This window comes from Salinactinospora qingdaonensis (assembly GCF_039539445.1).
Lineage (GTDB): Bacteria > Actinomycetota > Actinomycetes > Streptosporangiales > Streptosporangiaceae > Salinactinospora > Salinactinospora qingdaonensis.
The window spans coordinates 173,893-191,948 of record NZ_BAABDD010000002.1; the positions used below are offsets into that span (position 1 = coordinate 173,893).

Consider the following 18,056-nt stretch of genomic DNA (forward strand, 5'->3'; position numbering starts at 1 on the left):
CTTTGCCCCGAAACTATCTCAGTGTTAGCCGCCCAGTCGCGGGGAGCTTTGACGGGTCGCTTCCGCATTAGCTTCTTTTGTCCTCTTTTTTCGGCTGAGTCGTCGCGGCGGCGCCCTCATTCGGGAAGGCTGTCACAAGCCGTGCGCGCCCGCCGCAGTTCCGCGGCGATCCCGTCCACGCTGTAGTGGGCGTTGAGGCCACTGGGGTTGGGCAGCACCCATACGGGGGTGCCCGCGACAGGCTCCTCCTGCGGGCCGATGACGGCGCTAGGGCAGGCGAACGCTCGCCGGTAGGCGGTGATCCCCAACACAGCCAGCAATGCGGGGCGGTATTCGCGCAACTTGCGGATGAGCAGCGCTCCCCCTTCCCGTAGTTCGGCCGGCGTGAGTTCATCGGCGCGGGCGGTGGCCCGGGCGACCAGGTTGGTGATCCCCAGCCCCCACTGCGGCAGCAGGTACTGCTCGTCGGGGCGCAGCACCCGTGGGGTGAACCCGGCGCGGTGGAGGGCCGGCCAGAACCGGTTGCCTGGCCGGGCGAAGTGGTAGCCGGTGTAGCCCGAGTACAACCCGGGGTTGATCCCGCAGAAGAGAATCCGTGTTCCCGGCCCGATCACATCAGGGATCGTGGTGCCGTGCGCGGCGAGCAGGTCGGTTTTTGAAGGCAGCGGCATGCCACCTCACTTTAAGCGGCCACGTGCCGGGGTGGCGCCGTATGTAAGGGTTTCCCCGTCATAGCAGCGACTGGATGAGCAGTACCGTGCCCGAGACCGTCACCACGGCCAGCAACGCCACACGCAGCCTGCCGGCGTCGATGATGTGCCGCAGCGGGCGGCCGAGCAGGAATCCGGCGATGATGAAGGGCAATAGTGCCAGCCCCATCCCCGCCTGCCTGGGTTCGAACTGGCCGCCGAGCGCCAGCGCCGCCAGTGACACGATCGTGCCCACGACGAAGTAACCGGCAAGTGTCGAGCGCACCGTGGGACCGGACTCGCGCTGGTAGAGCAGCGCCATCGGCGGACCGCCGATGGAGGTCGCGGTTCCGGTGGTTCCGGAGACAGCACCGGCGATGACCAGACTCCAGGGCGTGATCCGCACGTGTACCCGCCAAAGCGACACGGCCACCGCCGCCAGCACCATGGCGCCGATGGCTGCGCCCAGCGTCTTCGGGTCGAGCGAGGCGACGACCGCGACGCCCAGTCCCGTGCCCAACAGGCGTCCGGCCAACCCCCACGAGATGCCGCGCCAGTCGATATGGCGCCACTCCGAACCGATCGTGAACATGGGCAGCGCCGCCGTGCCGATCAGCAGCGTCGCGGGCATGAGCGTGGGATCGACCAGCGAGATCACGGGGGCGCCAACCAGCCCCAACCCCAGGCCCACGCTGCTTTGCACCATGGCGCCCACGAGCAGCGCGCTGCCCATGATGACGAACGCGAGGACGGTGCTCATCTGGGCTCCGCCGAGGTGCTTCGGCCTACGCCGTAGCCACGGGCGATGCCGGCGGTGGTGACGTGCCAGAGCACGGGACCCCCTTTTCTCCGCGGTCAGCTATGCGCGCGGCGGCCCCTGCGGCGCGCACGTTGGCTGCCCTACCGTGGTGCCACGACGACGGCGAAGGCGGCGACAACGCTGACCGTACACGCCGCTCCCCCGAGTCGTGACAGTGGCCGCCCCGACACGGCGCCTATGACACAAAGGGGCGTCCCCGGAGGGGAGGGGAGACTCCGGGGACGCCGGGGAAGGGCCGCGTGCGCTGACCATGGGAGTGGGAACGCGCCACGGCCGGTGGTCCGTGTGGGGTTAGCTTCGAGCGTGCTGTTTGCGGCTGCGCCGCGACATCGCGTCGAGGATAACGGCGATCAGCAGCACCACTGCGGTGATCATGAACCGGACCGACGCATCCATTTGCAGCAGGTACAGCCCCGAGGTGATCGCGCCGAGTACCAGGCCACCCAGCAGTGCGGAGTAGGCGTTGCCGCGCCCGCCGAAGAGGCTGGTGCCGCCGATGACCGCCGCGGCGATCGCCAGCATCAGCACTTCGCCCCCGCCAGTGGTCTGGCTCACCGCGAATCCGCGGGAGACGGTCATGACACCGCCGACAGCCGAGAGGGTCGAGGCCAGCGCGAACACCGAGATGCGGATGAGGTCGACGTTGATTCCCGCCCTGCGGGCGGCCTCAGCGTTGCCGCCCACCGCGAAGACCTTCCGCCCGTAGGGAGTTTTGCGCAGCATCAAATCGAAGGCCACGACGAAGCCGACGAAGATGAGGAAGGCGAGTGGTACACCCTTCCACATGTTGAGCACCATCACGCCGCCGAAGACGGGCAGGGCCAGCAGCACGGTACGCGTGGCTATGTTGACCGTGGACTTGGCCGGCAGTCCCGCCTTGGCGCGGCGCCGCTCGCCGATGAAGGTGGTCAGCGCGAAAGCACCCACGGCCACGGCGCCGATGGTCCAGCCCACCCACGGGACGAAGAACGTCTGGGTGAGGTAGGCGATCGGCCCCTCGTAGGGGACGTTGATGGTGCCGTCCGAGCCCAGCAGGTAGAGCTGGGCGCCCTGCCAGCCGAGCAGCCCCGCCAGGGTGACCACGAACGCCGGCACGCCTACTTTGGCGAACAGCGTGCCTTGGATGGTGCCGGCCAGTGTGCCCGCGAGGACGGCCAGCGCGATCGCCAGCACTCCGTTGATGCCCACATTGACCGCGAGCACCCCTAGCACTGCCGCTGCCATGCCCGAGATCGAGCCGATCGACAGGTCGATCTCTCCCAGCAGCAGCACCATGATGACGCCGGTGGACAGCAGGCCGTAGTAGACGATTTGCAGCGACAGGTTCGACAGGTTCTGCGGGGTGAGGAAGTTGCTGTTGAGCGATTGGAAGACTATGCAGATGACGATCAGGCCGACGATGACCGGCAGTGGCCCCAGTTCGCCGCCGCGGATGCGCCGTGTCGCCTCCGTGAGCAGCCCTTTGGCCGTTGTCGCTTCGGGGAGCAGCCGCGGGTCGCGCTCCATCGCCTCGCGCTCGACCGCGGGAGTCTCGCCGGTAGGCGCAGTGCCGGTTCCCGCCGGCGGTTGGCCGCCCTGCTGCTTCCCCTGTTGCCCCTTGGGGGTAGCTTGTTGCGCCATCACGCTTCCTCCGATCCCGAAACCACGACGCGATCGGCCCGCCGCGCTACGGGGTTGTCAGCGGCACCAGTGATGGCCGCCACGATCTCCTCGTAACTGGTCTCTTGCACCGGGAAGTCCCCAGCGTTGCGTCCCAGGCGCAGCACGCACGCCCGGTCGGCGACGGCACGCACATCGGCCATGTTGTGGCTGATCAGGAGGACCCCGTGCCCCTGATCCCGCAGCCGTTCGATCAGGTCGAGCACCTGGGCGGTCTGGGCGACCCCGAGGGCGGCCGTGGGCTCGTCGAGCAGCACGATTTTGGGATCTCCCAGCAGCGAGCGCGCGATCGCGATGATCTGGCGCTGCCCACCCGACAGCGAGGCCGCCGGTACGCGAAGGCTGGGGATGCGCACCGACAGGGAGTCGAGCAGCTCCTGGGCACGACGCTCCATCTCGATCTCGTCCAGCATCCCTAGGGCCGTGCGCTCGGTGCCCAAGAAGAGATTGCCGACGATGTCCAGGTTGTCGCACAGCGCGAGATCCTGGTAGATCGTCGCGATCCCCAGGTTCTGGGCGTCGGCGGGACGGCTGATGTCAACGGGTTTTCCCTCCCAGTGGATCTCGCCACTGTCGGCTGGGTTCACCCCCGCGATCACCTTGACCAGGGTCGACTTTCCGGCGCCGTTGTCGCCCAGCACCGCCACGACCTCACCGGCGTTGACCCGCAGATCGACTTCACTGAGCGCCTGTACCGCGCCGAACCTCTTGGAGATCCCGGATAGTTCCAGGACTGGTGGTTTCATCCTCGATTTCCCTCAACTTCGTCCCCATCGGGGGTGAGTTCGCGACCCGTGGTCCCACGGAGGGGGCGCCGGGGGCGTGGGTGACCGCCCGGCGCCCCTTTCCGTCGACCTGAAGGCCGTGTGGTTGACCCGCTTGTGGCAAGTCCGCTCGGACCTGGCCTGGCCGCGCGGCCCGGCCCGCCCGCGTCGTGGGCCGAGTTCCTACGACATCGCTTCCTGGCAGAAGTCGGTGTCGCTGTATTCGTCGGTGCAGATCTCCTCGATCGTGTAGAAGCCGTCGGAGACGACGGTGTCCATGATGTTGTCCTCGGTCACGGAGACGGGCTCCAGCAGCACGGACGGGATCATGTTGCCGTCGGGGTCCTCGACCTCGGTCATCGGGTGCTCGGTGGACTCGTACTCGTCGCCGGTGGCGGCGGCGATGGCCATCTCGGCGGCGACGTTGGCCTCGGGCCGGATCGCCTTGTAGACGGTCATGTACTGGTCACCGGCGGCGATGCGCTGGATGCCGGCGATCTCGGCGTCCTGGCCGGTCACCGGGGGCATCTCGTCCACACCGGCGCTCTTGAGCGCGGCGATGACGCCGCTGGCCATGCCGTCGTTGGCGGCGTAGACCCCGACGATGTTCTCTACACCGATGTCGGTGATGGCCTGCTCCATCTCCTGCTGGGCCTTGTCGGGCGACCAGCCGGGAGTGTCGAACTCGGCGCCGATCTCCACCTGGCCGTCGAGCACCTCGTGGGCACCCTGCTTGAACAGGTCGGCGTTGGGGTCGGTGGGGGAGCCGTTGATCATCACGATCTGGCCCTCGTCGATAGTCTCCTGCTCCTCCAACACCTTGATCAGGGCCTGGCCCTGCACCGTGCCGACGGTCACGTTGTCGAAGGAGACGTAGTAGTCCACCCCACCCTGGGCGAGGCGGTCATAGGCGACGACGGGCACATCCTGGCTCTTGGCCTGCTGGACGATGCTGGCGGCGGCCTCGGTGTCGACCGCGTCGAGCACCAGGACCTCCACGCCTTCGGTCAGCATGGCCTCGGCCTGCGACTGCTGCTTCGTAGCTTCCTGGTCAGCGTTTTGGTACTTCACCTCGCAGTTTTCGCAGAGTTCGCCGACGGCTTCCTCGAAGTAGGGCCGGTCGAACTTCTCGTAGCGCGCGGTGTGGACGTCGGGAAGCAGCAGTCCAATGCTGAAGCCTTCCTCCACCGAGGCGCCGCCTCCGCCACCATCACCGCCGGAACCGTCGCCGGAAGTGGTGGTGGCGCCGCAGCCCGTGGCGGCGAGGGCGATAGTGGCCGCGGCACCTACCGCGGTCCGGAATAGGAATGTGTTGGTGTTCAACGGCTGTGACCTCCTCACGGGGAATCACCGAGGGGGGATCGGGGACAGAAGGCACACCGATGGCGGTGTGTGGTGGATCACTCGGTGAAACCGTTGCCGGAAGTCAAACTTCTCGGAACTTTGTCGTCAAGCCTTGAACACATAACTGAAATGTTACGGCTCTTACGTTCAAGTTTTGAATCTATCGTTTTCCCTGGTCAAAGACCATAATGGCCTATGTGGGGTGCTGCTTAACCAGCGGGAAACTTTACGTCTGGTTTTACTTGCTGGAGGCGAGTGCGAGCCGCAGCGCGCCGCGCAGCGCGGCGCGCCCCCCCAGTTCGCCGCGGACCACCTGTAGCTCACGCAGCGCGCTGCCCAGCGTGCCCAGTTCCATGGCGCGCCGCATCGGCTCCATGAGCAAGTCGCCGGCTACGGCCAACTCCCCACCGACGATCACCAGTTGCGGGTTGAACATATTGGCGGTGATCGCCACGCCCCGCCCCAACGCGCTGCCCGCCTCGGCCAGGATGCGTCGACACCCCGGATCGCCGGCCTCGGCGGCCAGGATCAGGTCGGTCAACGCCGCGCCAGGGGCGACCTCTCCCTGCTGGGGCAGCATGCTGAGCAGGTAGGGCGCTCCCACGAAGGTTTCCAGGCAGCCGCGATTGCCGCACCGGCACACCTCCCCGCGCTCGTCGAGCCCGATATGGCCGATCTCTCCCGCGGTCCCGCCCGCGCCGTGGAACAGCTTGCCGGAGACCATCACTCCCGCCCCCACGCCCTGAGCGAGGTTGACGTAGATGATGTGCTCCAGTCCCCGCCCCGCTCCTTCAGCCGATTCCGCCAGCACGCACAGGTTGGCGTCGTTATCGACGGTGATGGGCAGTCCCAGCCGTTCGGCCAGTTCGTCTCCCGGGCGTGCCCCTGCCCAGCGGGGCATGCACGTAATGCCGCCGACCTCGCCGGTGCTGGGATCGATCGGCCCCGGGACCGCAGCGGCCACGGCACTGACCATCGCCCGTTCGATCCGCTGCTGGATCAGCATCGTGTCGATGAGCCACACCGCCCGGCGCACTGCGCGCGCCGGGTCGCCGGCCACGTCGTAGCCGATGGACTCCTCGCCCAGCAGTCGCCCTTGCGTGTCGGCCAGCGCCACGGTCAACCGGGAGTGGGCGAAGTCAACGGCGAGCACCATGCCCGGCGACCGGACGAGCGTGACCGCGCGCGCTCGGCGCCCAGACGACGAGGTGTCGCGTACTGAGACGATGCCGGCCGCCCGCAGGTCGCGCACGATGTTGGACACGCTTGCCGCCGATAGGCCGGTGGCGCGCGCGATCGCGGCCTGGGTGAGCGTCCCGCTGCTGCGCAGCGCCTCGATGACGCGCTCCCGATTGGCCCGCCGCAGCCCCGCCTGCGATCCCGGGGTCGCCGTTGCCTCCATGGTCGAGGGTCCTCCTCAATCGCCGCCTTGCAGCAGGAGCTTACAAGGCTTGAACGCAACCGGCGTGGGCGGTGTGTGGGCAATTCCGTGCGCTCGACTCTGGCCCCCACGCCGGGCCGGCGGTGTCCGTGCCGGGCCACAAGGGCGCTCCCAGAGCCGTATGGCCCCTCGTCACCGCGCTAGGCTCTGTTTTTTGAACGGCTGGGGATGTTGGGCCGTGGGCAGTTGTTCTCCGTTTGCTCGTGCCTCGATCGCTGCGCGATCTCGGCAGCCTGCGAGGGCGCTCACCCGCGTGCGCCCACCGCCCGCTCTCGCCGCCCTTTCCAAAAACAACAACCTAGCCGAGCCCCGACAAGCCGTAGAACTCGGCGATCGTGCCGGCGGCGGTCATGCCGAGTTGAGCCGTGTCCATAGGGCGGCTGCGCAACAGTTCCGCGACGGTGCCCAACGCACGCCGCAGCCGTCCCCGTCGGGGAGCGCTGCGCGTAGTTTCCTCCTCGATATGGCTGAGCGCCTCGACATAGTCAGCCTGGTCCACCTCGTCCAACCCGAGGCGCGGCAGTACATCCCATAGCCGCTCCACCGATTCGACAAGCTCTGCGCTCGACGGCGCCCCCACGCCGCGGTAAGCCATCGCCCCCTCGCCGACGATGAAGGTGTTGCCGTCTCCGCTGTTTCGGATGACCGTGGTGTAGTCCCTGGTGTGTTCGCGCTCCGCGCCGTTCACCGCTCCCCCCGATGGTCGGCCTGCCCGCCATTGCCCTTTGTCACCACGTGAGCGCCCAGCGTGTCGAAGCTGAAGCGTAACCGCCCCCGGTGGTGAATCATGGGGCGGAGTGTCGAATATACTCGAACTCACGTTCGATTGCTAGTCCTCTGTTGCCCGCCTTCTCCAGCGGTGCGTTCGGCGCCCCGCTTTCAGAGACGCCCCAACGAGCAGTAGGTTCTTCGCGTGTCCGATCCGCTGCTGCGCCTCAGCGCCACTTCACCAGACCTCTCCGGCGAGCTCGCCGGTTTCCTCGCCGGGCGCGCACCGCGGGCCGGCCGCTGCCGGGTATTTGCCATCGAGGGCCGTTCGGGAGCGGGCAAGACCCGCCTCGCCGCCGAGTTGAGCCGACGCACCGGTTGGCCGGTGGTGCACATGGACGACATCTACCCCGGGTGGGAGGGCCTGGCCGGATCGGTGCCCCTCGTACGGCACTGGATCGTGGCCCCGCTCATGCGCGGCGGCCTTCCCCGATGGCGGCGCTACGACTGGCAGCGAGGCGAGTACGGCCCCTGGGAGGAGACACCGGTGGGGCGGGAGCTGATCGTGGAGGGGTGCGGCTGTGGCGCACGAGAGCTGCGCCCCTATCTCGCCGCGCTGGTGTGGGTTGATGCCGACGCGCGGGTGCGCGCCGAACGGCTCGACGCGCGTTTCGACGCCGCTGTCTACGCCCCCTACCGCAGTGTGTGGGCTCGCCAGGAGGAGAGGTTCCACGTCGAGCACTGTCCACGCGGCCATGCCGACGTGGTCGTCGACAACTCCTGACCGTTGTTGTGAGCCGAAACGGTCGTTTCCGTGGTGACCGCGGGTGTCGCCGCTGTCTGCGCACCGACGACACCCGCTGGTTCGAGGGGGGTGGGGCCCGAGGGGTTTATCCCTCGTCGCTCATGTCCTCCTCGCTCATGTCGCCCTCACCGTCCATGTTCTCCTCGGCCATGTCCTCGTCCATGGACTCGGAGTCACCCTCCATGCCCTCCTCCATGTCGCCGGACTCGCCTTCCATGCCCTCGTCCATGCCCTCGTCCATGGACTCGGAGTCCTCCATGTCGCCGGAGTCGCCCTCCTGCATCTCCTCGTCCATCGACTCCTCGCTCATCGGCGACTCGGACTCGGTGCCGACCTCGCCGCCGGAGCCGCCCCCTTGGTTGCAGGCGGCCACCGGCAGCGCCGTCAGCAGGGCGATAGCTCCAGCGGCAGCCAGCCGACGCAGGACGGAGGTCGTCTCAGCGCTCATGTCGATCACACTCCATCTATCTCGTGGTTGAATTCTCACCTTCAACTACTCGAAGTGAATAGTTGAATCCTTTTTGTTATTACGGGCAGCGTAGTGACCGTCTCTTCCGCCCGCGCTGGATCGTGCGAACGCGCGGTGGCTGTCAGGTGACCGTTACGTTTACGGTGTGGTAGCCGGTGGCTCCATCGGGGGCGGGCGGGGCTGTGTCCGCGGTTTGGGTCTGGCCAGAGCGATCCGTGGCGCGCACGCGCAGTTCGTGGCTTCCGGGCTCGGCCGGCCAGTCGAACACCCACTGTCGCCAGGTGTCGGCGGTGTCCTCCGCGGCCAGCCGCGCCTGCTGCCACGGACCGCCGTCCACGCTGACCTCCACTCGGTCGATCCCGACGTTTTGCGCCCAGGCCACACCGGCGATGGGCACGGTAGTGCCCGAGTCGAGGCTGACCGAGTCCCCTTGGCGCGGGGTGTCGATGCGCGACTGCGTCTTGATCGGGGCCTGCGCCGCCCACCCGCGCGGGACCCAGTAGGCGTCGAAGGCGTCGAACGTCGTCAACTCCATTTCGACCAGCCACTTGCACGCCGACACATAGCCGTAGAGTCCGGGAACGACCATGCGCACCGGGAATCCGTGCTCCACCGGCAACGGCTTGCCGTTCATGCCCAGCGCGAGCATGGCGTCGCGGCCGTCCATCACGTCATCCACCGGCGTGCCGATGGTCATCCCGTCGGAGGAGCGCGACACGAGCTGGTCGGCCGGCCCGCCCTCCCGAGGGGGACGAATCCCGGCCTCGCGCAACAGTGCCTCCAGGGGGATACCGATCCACCGCGCGTTATCGACGTAGTCGCCTCCCACCGGGTTGGATACGCACGCCAGCGTCACGTCGCGTTCGACGATGTCCTCGCGCGCGAGCAGGTCAGCGTAGGTGTAGGTGCGCTCGTTGACCCCGCGGCCGTGGATGCGCAGCCGCCACGTGGTGGCGTCGATACGGGGGGTGGCCAGTGCGGTGTCGATGCGGTAGAAGTCTTCGTTGGCAGAGAAAAACGGGGCGAGGCCGGCGATCTCCAGGTCGGCGCCATCGGGCACCGCAGCGGCCGGCGATGCCGGCCGGGGCAGACGCACCGCAGCTTGCGAGGCCGCAGTACCGCCCGAGGAGGCGGCCAGCCAGCGGCCCGTCACTCCGCCCGCGGCCGATAGGGCAGCGGCCGTACTCGCCAGCGCCACGAAACCGCGTCGGTTGAATGTTTCCGCCGCGCTTGGTTGCTGCGGGAGTTCGCTGGTGGCCGGCTCGGAAGCCTCGGCCTCCTCGGACGTGGCGGCCACGGGCGCGTCGGGCGTGGGCGCAAGACGCGGTCGCGAGACCGCCAGCAGCGCCTGTAGCACCCCCATGGCCACGAAACCGCCCAGAGCCGCGGGCAGCGCGTCGAGGAGGGCGCTGTCGGGGCGCGCCAGCGCTGCCGCCGCACCCAGCAGCGACAGCGCAGCGATGCCGAGCCACCCCACGGTCCAGTTCCGGCGGGCCAGTACACCGATGCCCGCGGCGAAGGCCGCCAGCACCACGGCCATGCCGCCCAGCAGCAGCGGCTTGTCGGCCGTACCGAACACGGAGACGGCGAGCTCCTTGAGGGGCCGGGGCACGGCGTCGATGACCGCGCCGCCCACAGCGATCAGCGGCGCGGCTTGCGGGTTGATCCAGGCCGCGGCGAGTTCGGCGGTCGCCAGCGCGCTACCGGCGGCCAGCAGCCCCGACAGGGCGTCGATGAGCCGGCCGGGAGAACGTTTGGTGATGGTCACGCTCCTACTTCGATGCCCTTACCGGGAGGGAGACCTCGATTTTGGTAACGAAAAAATAACGAGAGTGTGGGGGGAATCCGGGACCACCTCCCGTCGCCCCCACCGTCCCGGCTCCGAATACCGGGATGGAGCAGCACACCGGCGAGCGAGAGCACCGAGAACTCCCGTCGCCGAGGGACGCGCTCGTTTGCCCCAGGATCATGTGCATGCTGGAGATGAAGACCGATGTGGACGACGGGACGGTGACGTGGGTGGACCAGGCGATACCAGCGGGCTTTGGCACCGCCGCGGACCAGGCGCGACAGGCCGCGCCCGCCGACGACTTGGCAGGGGCGCTGCACCGGACTGCGCTCAGTGACCTGGCGGCGTTTGAAGAGGTCTACCGCGAACTGTCCGGACCGGTGTTTGGCCTTGTCCGCAGGGTGCTGCGCGACCACGCCCAGTCAGAGGAGGTGACTCAGGAGGTGTTCATGGAGGTGTGGCGTTCCTCGGCGCGGTTCGATCCCGCAACCGGTTCCGCGCGGTCCTGGGTCCTCACCATGGCGCACCGGCGCGCGGTCGATCGGGTACGTGCCGAGCAGGCCGCTACAGCACGCTCCGAGCAGGTGGGCCGGCTCGACCCGGAGTCCTCCGCCGTCGACGACGTGCCCGACCAGGTGGAACACCGTCTGGAGCGGGAGAAGGTGCGGCGCTGCCTGCGCCGACTGACGGAACTACAGCGTGAGACCGTCCGCCTGACCTACTACACCGGCTACACCCAGCGCGAGGCCGCGAGGCTACTCGGGGTACCGGTGACCACGGTGAAGGGGCGGCTGCGCGACGGGCTGATCCGGTTGCGAGACTGCCTGGGGGTGAGCGCGTGACCGCCTCCGATCACACCGTGCACGGCCTCACAGCCGGTTACGCCGTCGACGCCCTAGAGCCCGACGAACGCGACCGGGCCGAGCGGCATCTGCGCGAATGTGAAGACTGCCGCCGTGACCTCAACGAGTTCCGCGAGACCACGGTCCGACTCGCCTACGGTGTGGCTGAGCCTCCCGACGAGCGCGTGTGGCGGGGGCTGCGTTCGGCGGTCGCCGACATCCGTCAACTGCCGCCCGAGCCCGACACGGCCGGCGACGGGGCAGCGAAGCAGGGCGCCGCTGGAGAACAGGCCGCCTCCAGGGGCACGGTCCACTCGCTGCGGGCAGGACGGTGGCACTCCCACCTGCCTTGGCTGGTCGCTGCCGCCTGCCTCGCCGTCGCGATCACGTTGGGTGGGGTCACCGCCTGGACCCAGCACCGTATGAACGAGTTGCGCGCCCACACCACAGAGGTCGAACACCTCCTGGCGGCGGCCGACGCCCGGATGACCGAAGCACCCGTGACCGACAGCGACGCCCACGCCACAGTGGTCACCTCCGAAACCCACGATTCGGTGATGCTCATGGTCAAGGGGTTGCCCGAACCTCCGGAGGGGATGGCCTACCAGATGTGGTACGTCGACGCCGACCACGAGATGCGCTCGGCCGGCATGCTCAAGCCCGCCGATGACGGCATGCTCACCGGCATGGCCGGCGAGTTGGGAACGGCCACCCAGATCGGCATCACCTTGGAACCTGCCGGTGGCATGCCCGAACCCAGCAAGGACCCGATGAAGGTCGACGTCTAGGTGTCCGGTTTTCGGACGGCTGGGGTAGGGGGCTGCAAAGGGTGCTCTTCGTCCGCTCGTGCCTCGATTGCTGCGGTGATCCCGCCAGCCGGCGGGGCGACAGAGCGGACGCGCTCACCCGCGTGCGCCCACCGCCGGCCCTCGCCGCCCGTCCAAAAACAGGACCTCGTGGCACCACCCTGAGAGATCGGGAGAGGGCACAGCCGCGACCTCCGGCGATCGATGTTCAGCGGCGCTCCGCGGGCCGTTGCAGCCGCTCAGGGGTGTGCGGGCACGGGGGGCGGGCCGGAGAAAAACACAGGGGGCAAAAAGGGCGGTCGGCGCCGTCAGCCGCAACGGAGTGTGCCAGGGGAGGGGCTGCGCGGCTCCGCGCCGGTGTCAGCCCCAGCCACCACCCCCGGTTGCGCTCGTTCCGCCCCGGTTGCGTAGGGGGACAAAACCGGAAGTGGGGCACCTGCCGCGCCAAGGCGCCCACCTCCTGCTACGACTGGCTTACCGACGCTTCTGACCTTGTGTTTCGTGATTTAAAGCAGGCGAGACCGGGTAGCCGTTCACATACACAATCAAGGCGGTCAGCCGGGCAGCCCAGCCCTGCGGTGTGACCGTTGCGGTTGTGAGAAGAGCCAGATACCGGCCTTGGACCTGGCCCAAGCGTGGATCGGCGACCGGAGGCCGGTCGCTCGAAAGCCGAGTCCGTCCACTCACTGCAGGAGGCGTTAGGCATGTCCATGAACGCTTTCAAGGCCAACGCTGGAGGGGCCTTCGCGGAGGCGATCCTCTTCATTGTCGGGATCGTCAACGTCATTCAGGGAATCGTGGCTATGGCCACCCCCGGCTACTTCTTCGTGGCTGGGACCGACATGCTCCTCTTCGGCTTCGTGCCGTGGGGCGTGATCATGACTGTCCTCGGTGTGCTCTTGGTGCTCGCCGGATTCGCGCTGCTGACCGGCCAGCGGTGGGCCCGCACCACCGCCGTGGTCCTCGCCGGACTCAACGTGATCGGGCAGTTGATGTTCCTCGTCGCCTCTCCGTTCTGGTCAGCCATCATCATCGCCATCAGCGTGCTGGCCATCTACGCCCTCACCAGCGGCTGGGGCGCTGGCGCTGCTGAGACCTACCGCGAAGCCACGGCCTACCGCTCTGGGCGCGCCGATGCCGCCTCGCGCGTGGGTACCGAAACGTCGGGCGAGCGTGGAGTTCCGACCGCTCGTTCGGGCGAACAGCCCAAACGGTGAGCAAGAAGCGGGGACGGTCGCTTTGAGGACTTGGCAGCCGGCCCCGCACACGGCGCTGTCCCAGCGGGTCGGCTGAGTGCCTGCCCCGGCCGCCGGGTGGCGGGCTCCCTCCTGTCGAGTGGAGCCCGCCGACGACTACCGTGGCCCCACCCCGGGGCAAAACGGGGCAGGGACGCGGCATATGGCGGCGAGAGGGCCCATCAAAGCGCCCGCAACCCGTTCGGATGGAACGGAGCTCCGTTGACCTTCTGGGAGATCCCGGAGTAGTCGAGGTAGGCGGTGATGCCGCCCAGGTGGAAAGGCCAGCCGGCCCCGGTGATCAGGCACAGGTCGATATCGGCCGGCTCGGCTACCACGCCCTCGTCGAGCATGATGCGGATCTCCTTCGCCAGCGCCCGCAAGGCGCGGTCACGGATCTCGTCTTCGGTCAGGGGGTGGCCCCCGCCGCGGAACAGTTCCCTGACCTCGGGATCGATCTGAAGGTCCGGCCCAAAGATCGCGGTTGTACCGCTGTCGACCAGCGCGCGGTGTTGCTCGGAGACGCGGAAACGCTCGGGGAAGGCTGCGTGGAGTGTCTCGGAAACGTGGAGGGCCACGGCCGGGCCGACCAACTGGAGCAGCATCAGCGGCGACATCGGCAGTCCGAGGGGGGCCACAGCTCGGTCGGCGACCTCGGGATCGGTCCCTTCCTCGACCGCAGCCAGCACCTCGCCCATGAACAGGGTGAGCAGCCGGTTCACCACAAACGCCGGCGCATCCTTGACCAGGACCGCCGTCTTCTTCAAGCTCTTGGCAGCCGCGAAGGCCGTAGCCAAGGTGGCCTCGTCGGTGCGTTCGCCGCGCACAATCTCCAACAGCGGCAGCACAGCCACCGGGTTGAAGAAGTGGAAGCCGACCACGCGCTCGGGATGGGCCAGTTCAGCCGCCATCTCGGTGATCGACAGCGAGGAGGTGTTGGTGGCCAGCACCGTCTCCGGCGGCACGGCCCGCTCCACCTTGGCGAAGACCTCCCGTTTCACGGCCATCTGCTCGAAGACCGCCTCGATGACGAAGTCGGCGTCGGCGAAGGCGTCGTAGGACAGTGAGCCACGCACCAGCCCCTTGAGACGGTTGGCACCGTCGACTGAGACCCGCCCCTTGGTCAGCAACGTGTCGATTTCGGCGTGGACGTAGCCCACCCCCTGGTCCAGGCGTTCCTGGTCGATGTCGGTCATGACGACCGGCACCTCCAAACGGCGCGCGAACAGCAACGCGAGCTGCCCGGCCATCAGGCCGGCACCGACCACCCCCACCTTGGTGATGGGGCGCGCCAAGGAGGAGTCGGGGGCGCCGGCGGGGCGCTTGGCCCGCTTTTGGGTGAGGTCGAAAGCGTACAGTCCGGCTTTGAGCTGGTCGCTCATGATCAGTTCGGCCAATGCTTCGTCCTCGGCGGCGAAGCCTTCGTCGCGTGTGCGAGTCTTGGCCTGGGCCATGAGTTCGACAGCGCGCGCGGGGGCCGGAGCGGCGCCGTGCAGCTTGCCTTCAACGGTGAAGCGGGCGTTATCGATGGCCTGATCCCAGGCCGACCCGCGGTCGACCTCGGGCCGTTGCACACTGGTCTCACCCTTGACGACGCGGGCGGCCCAGCGCAGGGATTCCTCGACGAAGTCGGCCGGCTCAAACATCGCGTCGGCGATGCCCATTTCGAACGCCTCGGGGCCCTTGATCGTCTTGTTTTGAGCCAAGGGGTTGTCGATGATCAGCTTGCCGGCGCGCTCCACCCCGATGAGGTTGGGCAGCAGATAGGTGCCGCCCCAGCCGGGCACGAGCCCGAGGAAGGTCTCCGGCAGTGCCACCGCCGGTACGCTGGCCGAGATCGTCCGGTAGTGGCAGTGCAGCGCCAGTTCCAGCCCCCCTCCCATGGCAGCCCCGTTGATCAGGGCGAAGGTCGGGATGTCGAGTTCGCCGAGTTTACGGAACACATCGTGGCCGAGGCGGGCGATAGCGCGGGCCTGCTCGATGTTTTCGATCTTTGGCACGCCGTTGAGGTCGGCGCCCACAGCGAAGATGAACGGTTTGCCGGTGATGGCGATGGCGCAGATGTCGGTGCGTGCCGCCGCGGCGTCGATGGCCTCGTCCAGGGAGAGCAGTCCGCTAGGGCCGAACGTGGTGGGTTTGGTGTGGTCGTGGCCGTTCTCCAGGGTGATCAGTACGGCCGTCCCCGCCCCATAGGGGAGTTCGACGTCGCGCGCGAGCGCGTGCGTGACGACCTCGTCGTCGAACAGTTCGCGCGCCTGCTCGATCAGCGTGCTCACTTGGTGTTCCCCTCCCAGTTCGTGTTCTCCCACAGGACAGTGCCGCCCATCCCCATGCCCACGCACATGGTGGTGAGTCCGTAGCGCACGTCGGGCCGTTCTGCGAACAGCCGGGAGAGCTGCATCATCAGTCGCACTCCCGAGGAGGCCAGCGGGTGGCCCACGGCGATGGCGCCGCCCCACGGGTTGACCCGGGCGTCGTCGTCGGCGATGCCAAAGTGCTCCAGGAAAGCCAGCACCTGGACCGCGAAGGCTTCGTTGATCTCGATAAGGCCGATGTCGGCCATGCTCAGCCCCTGGCGTTGCAGCAGCTTCTCGGTGGCCGGTACCGGCCCGACACCCATGACTTCCGGCTCCACACCGGCGAAGGAGAAGTCCACCAGGCGCATCTTGGCCGGTAGCCCTAGCTCGGCCGCGGTGTCTTCGGCCGTGATGATGGCACCGGTGGCACCGTCGTTGAGGCCGGCGGCGTTGCCGGGGGTGACCCGGCCGTGGGAGCGAAACGGGGTCTTCAGCCCGGCCAGCCCCGCCACCGTCGTGTCGGGGCGCGGAGGCTCGTCCGCCGTGGCCAGGCCATAGCCCTGCTCGGTGGAGCGCACCAGCACTTCCACCAGGTCGGGTTGGATCTTGCCCTCGGCGTAGGCTTTGCCGATCTTCTCCTGGCTGCGCGCGGCGTAGGCGTCGGCGCGTTCCTTGGTGATGGTGGGGAACCGGTCGTGCAGGTTCTCGGCAGTGTTGCCCATCACCAGAGCGGAGGGGTCCACCAGTTTCTCAGAGAGGAAGCGCGGGTTGGGGTCGATGCCCTCTCCCATGGGATGGCGCCCCATGTGCTCGACTCCGCCGGCGATGGCGACGTCGTAGGCACCGAAGGAGATGCCGGCGGCGGTGGTGGTCACCGCCGTCATGGCTCCGGCGCACATCCGGTCGATGGCATAACCGGGGACACTGCGCGGCAGCCCCGCCAGTAGGGCGGCGCTGCGGCCGATCGTCAGCCCCTGGTCGCCGATTTGGGTGGTGGCCGCGACGGCCACCTCGTCGACGCGCTCGGGCGCCAGCTTGGGGTTGCGACGCAGTAGTTCGCGTATGACTCGGACGACGAGGTCATCGGCGCGCGTTTCGGCGTAGAGGCCCTTGCCGGCTTTGCCGAACGGAGTGCGCACCCCGTCGACGAACACGACATCGCGGGCGGTTCGCGGCACGATTGCCCCTCCTTGCATGAGCGGATGGGTGATGCTGGTGCCTCATATGCTACTGGTGAGTAACCACTGCTGTGGTTGTCCACGGCTCCCCGTCGTGGCGTGTCGCCGCGCCCGCCCGACCAGCCAAGGGGTTCTCGCGCCCGCACCGGCTCCCTAGCGCAGGCCGTACCACGGTGGTGGCAGTGCAACTCGGCGTTGCCTCGACTGTTGTAGCGCCGCGATACCGCCCACGGTGCTGTGTCCGGCTTTCCCGGGGCGGTGGCCAGGCGCGCCCTGGGCGGTATGTGAGAGGTCGAGACGTTTCAGTGCAGCGCGGCGGCCTCGCGGTGGCGCCCAGCGGCCCGGTAGGCCCCAGCGAGATCGCGGCGCACCTTCAAGGTGAGAACCCGGACATCGTGGTCACCTGCGGCCGAAAGACACGTGCGGTAGGCGCGCGCCAGCGTCTCCACCGCCTCGTTCGTGTGGCCGGATCGCAGGTAGAGACGACCGAGTTGGTGATGGATGACCAGGGTTTCGTGGTGACGACTGCCCAGCCGCCGCTGTCGCTGTGCCAGCACCATGCGGAACTGCTGGATCGCGTCGTCGAGGCGGCCGGCTGAACGGTAGGCCAGCGCGGAGCCGATCCGCAGATGCTCCAACTGCTCGGGGGGCAACCCGGTGAAATCTTCGATAGCGCGCTCGTAGTGGGCGATCGCGGCGTCGAACAGCCCGGTACGGCGGTAGGCCGCCGCCAGCCGGGCCCGGGCCGTCACGGTATCGGCGGCGGTGGCCCCCAGCCGCCACTGGCGCTGCTGTAGCAGTGCTTCCCACTGCACAGCGGCATCCTCGAAGCGGCCGGTGTCGTCATAGCACCAGGCGAGGTTCTCCCGGATCACGTCGGTCTGCGGGTGCTCTTCGCCCAACGCGCTCAGCGAGTCGGCCAGCGCCAACTCGAACTGTTCAATCGCCGCCTTCCGGCGTCCGGTCTCGGCGTACTTGCTGGCCAGGTTGTTTCGCGCGGCGATGCTGCGCGCATGCTCGGGGCCCAGCGTTTCGACGTACTCGCGCAGAGTCTGCTCCAGCCACGCTGCGCGGCCAGCGGGGGTGCCGCCCGCGACCGGCTCCCGGGCGCCTACCTCGGCCCCATGGCGCGCGGTGGCCCCCGACAGTCCCGATGCGCGCATGAGCGACCGCCACATCGACACCAGACTCACCACCCCCACGTATCCAA

At 68.2% G+C, this 18,056-nt stretch carries 16 protein-coding genes; 4 read left to right on the top strand and 12 right to left on the bottom strand.

What is annotated here, in order from left to right; translation table 11 throughout:
• Positions 1-116 precede the first annotated feature (116 nt).
• The 7 genes from mug to ABD848_RS03020 form a co-directional block, all read right to left on the bottom strand.
• Positions 117-671: a G/U mismatch-specific DNA glycosylase gene (mug, locus tag ABD848_RS02990; protein ID WP_344967002.1), complete on the bottom strand. Its 555-nt coding sequence runs from the start codon at positions 669-671 to the stop codon at positions 117-119.
• A 58-nt stretch (positions 672-729) separates the two neighbouring features.
• Positions 730-1,449 carry a sulfite exporter TauE/SafE family protein gene (locus ABD848_RS02995; RefSeq protein ID WP_344967004.1) on the bottom strand — a complete coding sequence of 240 codons (720 nt, stop codon included), beginning with the start codon at positions 1,447-1,449 and terminating at the stop codon, positions 730-732.
• A 351-nt stretch (positions 1,450-1,800) separates the two neighbouring features.
• A complete protein-coding gene (locus ABD848_RS03000; protein ID WP_344967321.1) occupies positions 1,801-3,015 on the bottom strand; it encodes a sugar ABC transporter permease in 1,215 nt (404 codons plus the stop codon).
• Positions 3,016-3,128: 113 nt separating this feature from the next.
• Complete coding sequence (locus ABD848_RS03005; RefSeq protein ID WP_344967006.1) at positions 3,129-3,914, bottom strand: ATP-binding cassette domain-containing protein; 786 nt, start codon at positions 3,912-3,914, stop codon at positions 3,129-3,131.
• Between the two features lie 201 nt (positions 3,915-4,115).
• Entirely contained in the window at positions 4,116-5,255 is a 1,140-nt protein-coding gene (locus ABD848_RS03010; protein ID WP_344967008.1) for a sugar ABC transporter substrate-binding protein, read from the bottom strand.
• A gap of 259 nt (positions 5,256-5,514) precedes the next feature.
• Positions 5,515-6,678: an ROK family transcriptional regulator gene (locus ABD848_RS03015; protein WP_344967010.1), complete on the bottom strand. Its 1,164-nt coding sequence runs from the start codon at positions 6,676-6,678 to the stop codon at positions 5,515-5,517.
• A gap of 337 nt (positions 6,679-7,015) precedes the next feature.
• Positions 7,016-7,405 carry a hypothetical protein gene (locus ABD848_RS03020; RefSeq protein ID WP_344967012.1) on the bottom strand — a complete coding sequence of 130 codons (390 nt, stop codon included), beginning with the start codon at positions 7,403-7,405 and terminating at the stop codon, positions 7,016-7,018.
• Positions 7,406-7,630: 225 nt separating this feature from the next.
• Between ABD848_RS03020 and ABD848_RS03025 the strand changes: the two genes are divergently transcribed.
• On the top strand, positions 7,631-8,209 hold the full coding sequence (locus ABD848_RS03025; protein ID WP_344967014.1) for an isopentenyl transferase family protein: 579 nt from the start codon (positions 7,631-7,633) through the stop codon (positions 8,207-8,209).
• 106 nt (positions 8,210-8,315) lie between these two features.
• Here ABD848_RS03025 and ABD848_RS03030 read toward each other — a convergent pair whose 3' ends face one another.
• A complete protein-coding gene (locus tag ABD848_RS03030; protein WP_344967016.1) occupies positions 8,316-8,678 on the bottom strand; it encodes a hypothetical protein in 363 nt (120 codons plus the stop codon).
• A 142-nt stretch (positions 8,679-8,820) separates the two neighbouring features.
• Entirely contained in the window at positions 8,821-10,467 is a 1,647-nt protein-coding gene (locus ABD848_RS03035) for a molybdopterin-dependent oxidoreductase (RefSeq protein ID WP_344967018.1), read from the bottom strand.
• Between the two features lie 206 nt (positions 10,468-10,673).
• Here ABD848_RS03035 and sigK point away from each other — a divergent pair, with 206 nt between their 5' ends.
• From sigK to ABD848_RS03050, 3 genes are all read left to right on the top strand, one after another.
• Positions 10,674-11,330, top strand: coding sequence for an ECF RNA polymerase sigma factor SigK (sigK, locus tag ABD848_RS03040; protein ID WP_425567402.1), 657 nt, complete (start codon positions 10,674-10,676; stop codon positions 11,328-11,330).
• Complete coding sequence (locus tag ABD848_RS03045) at positions 11,327-12,118, top strand: anti-sigma factor (protein ID WP_344967020.1); 792 nt, start codon at positions 11,327-11,329, stop codon at positions 12,116-12,118. Before sigK ends, ABD848_RS03045 begins: the two co-directional genes overlap by 4 nt.
• Positions 12,119-12,840: 722 nt before the next feature.
• Positions 12,841-13,353, top strand: coding sequence for a DUF7144 family membrane protein (locus tag ABD848_RS03050; RefSeq protein WP_344967022.1), 513 nt, complete (start codon positions 12,841-12,843; stop codon positions 13,351-13,353).
• 200 nt (positions 13,354-13,553) lie between these two features.
• On the opposite strand, the gene ABD848_RS03055 is transcribed toward ABD848_RS03050, so the two are convergent.
• The 3 genes from ABD848_RS03055 to ABD848_RS03065 all read right to left on the bottom strand — a co-directional run bounded on the left by ABD848_RS03055 (position 13,554) and on the right by ABD848_RS03065 (position 18,024).
• Entirely contained in the window at positions 13,554-15,647 is a 2,094-nt protein-coding gene (locus ABD848_RS03055) for a 3-hydroxyacyl-CoA dehydrogenase NAD-binding domain-containing protein (RefSeq protein ID WP_344967024.1), read from the bottom strand.
• A complete protein-coding gene (locus ABD848_RS03060; RefSeq protein ID WP_344967026.1) occupies positions 15,644-16,846 on the bottom strand; it encodes a thiolase family protein in 1,203 nt (400 codons plus the stop codon). Before ABD848_RS03060 ends, ABD848_RS03055 begins: the two co-directional genes overlap by 4 nt.
• 302 nt (positions 16,847-17,148) lie before the next feature.
• Positions 17,149-18,024 carry a tetratricopeptide repeat protein gene (locus ABD848_RS03065; RefSeq protein WP_425567420.1) on the bottom strand — a complete coding sequence of 292 codons (876 nt, stop codon included), beginning with the start codon at positions 18,022-18,024 and terminating at the stop codon, positions 17,149-17,151.
• Positions 18,025-18,056: the final 32 nt, after the last annotated feature.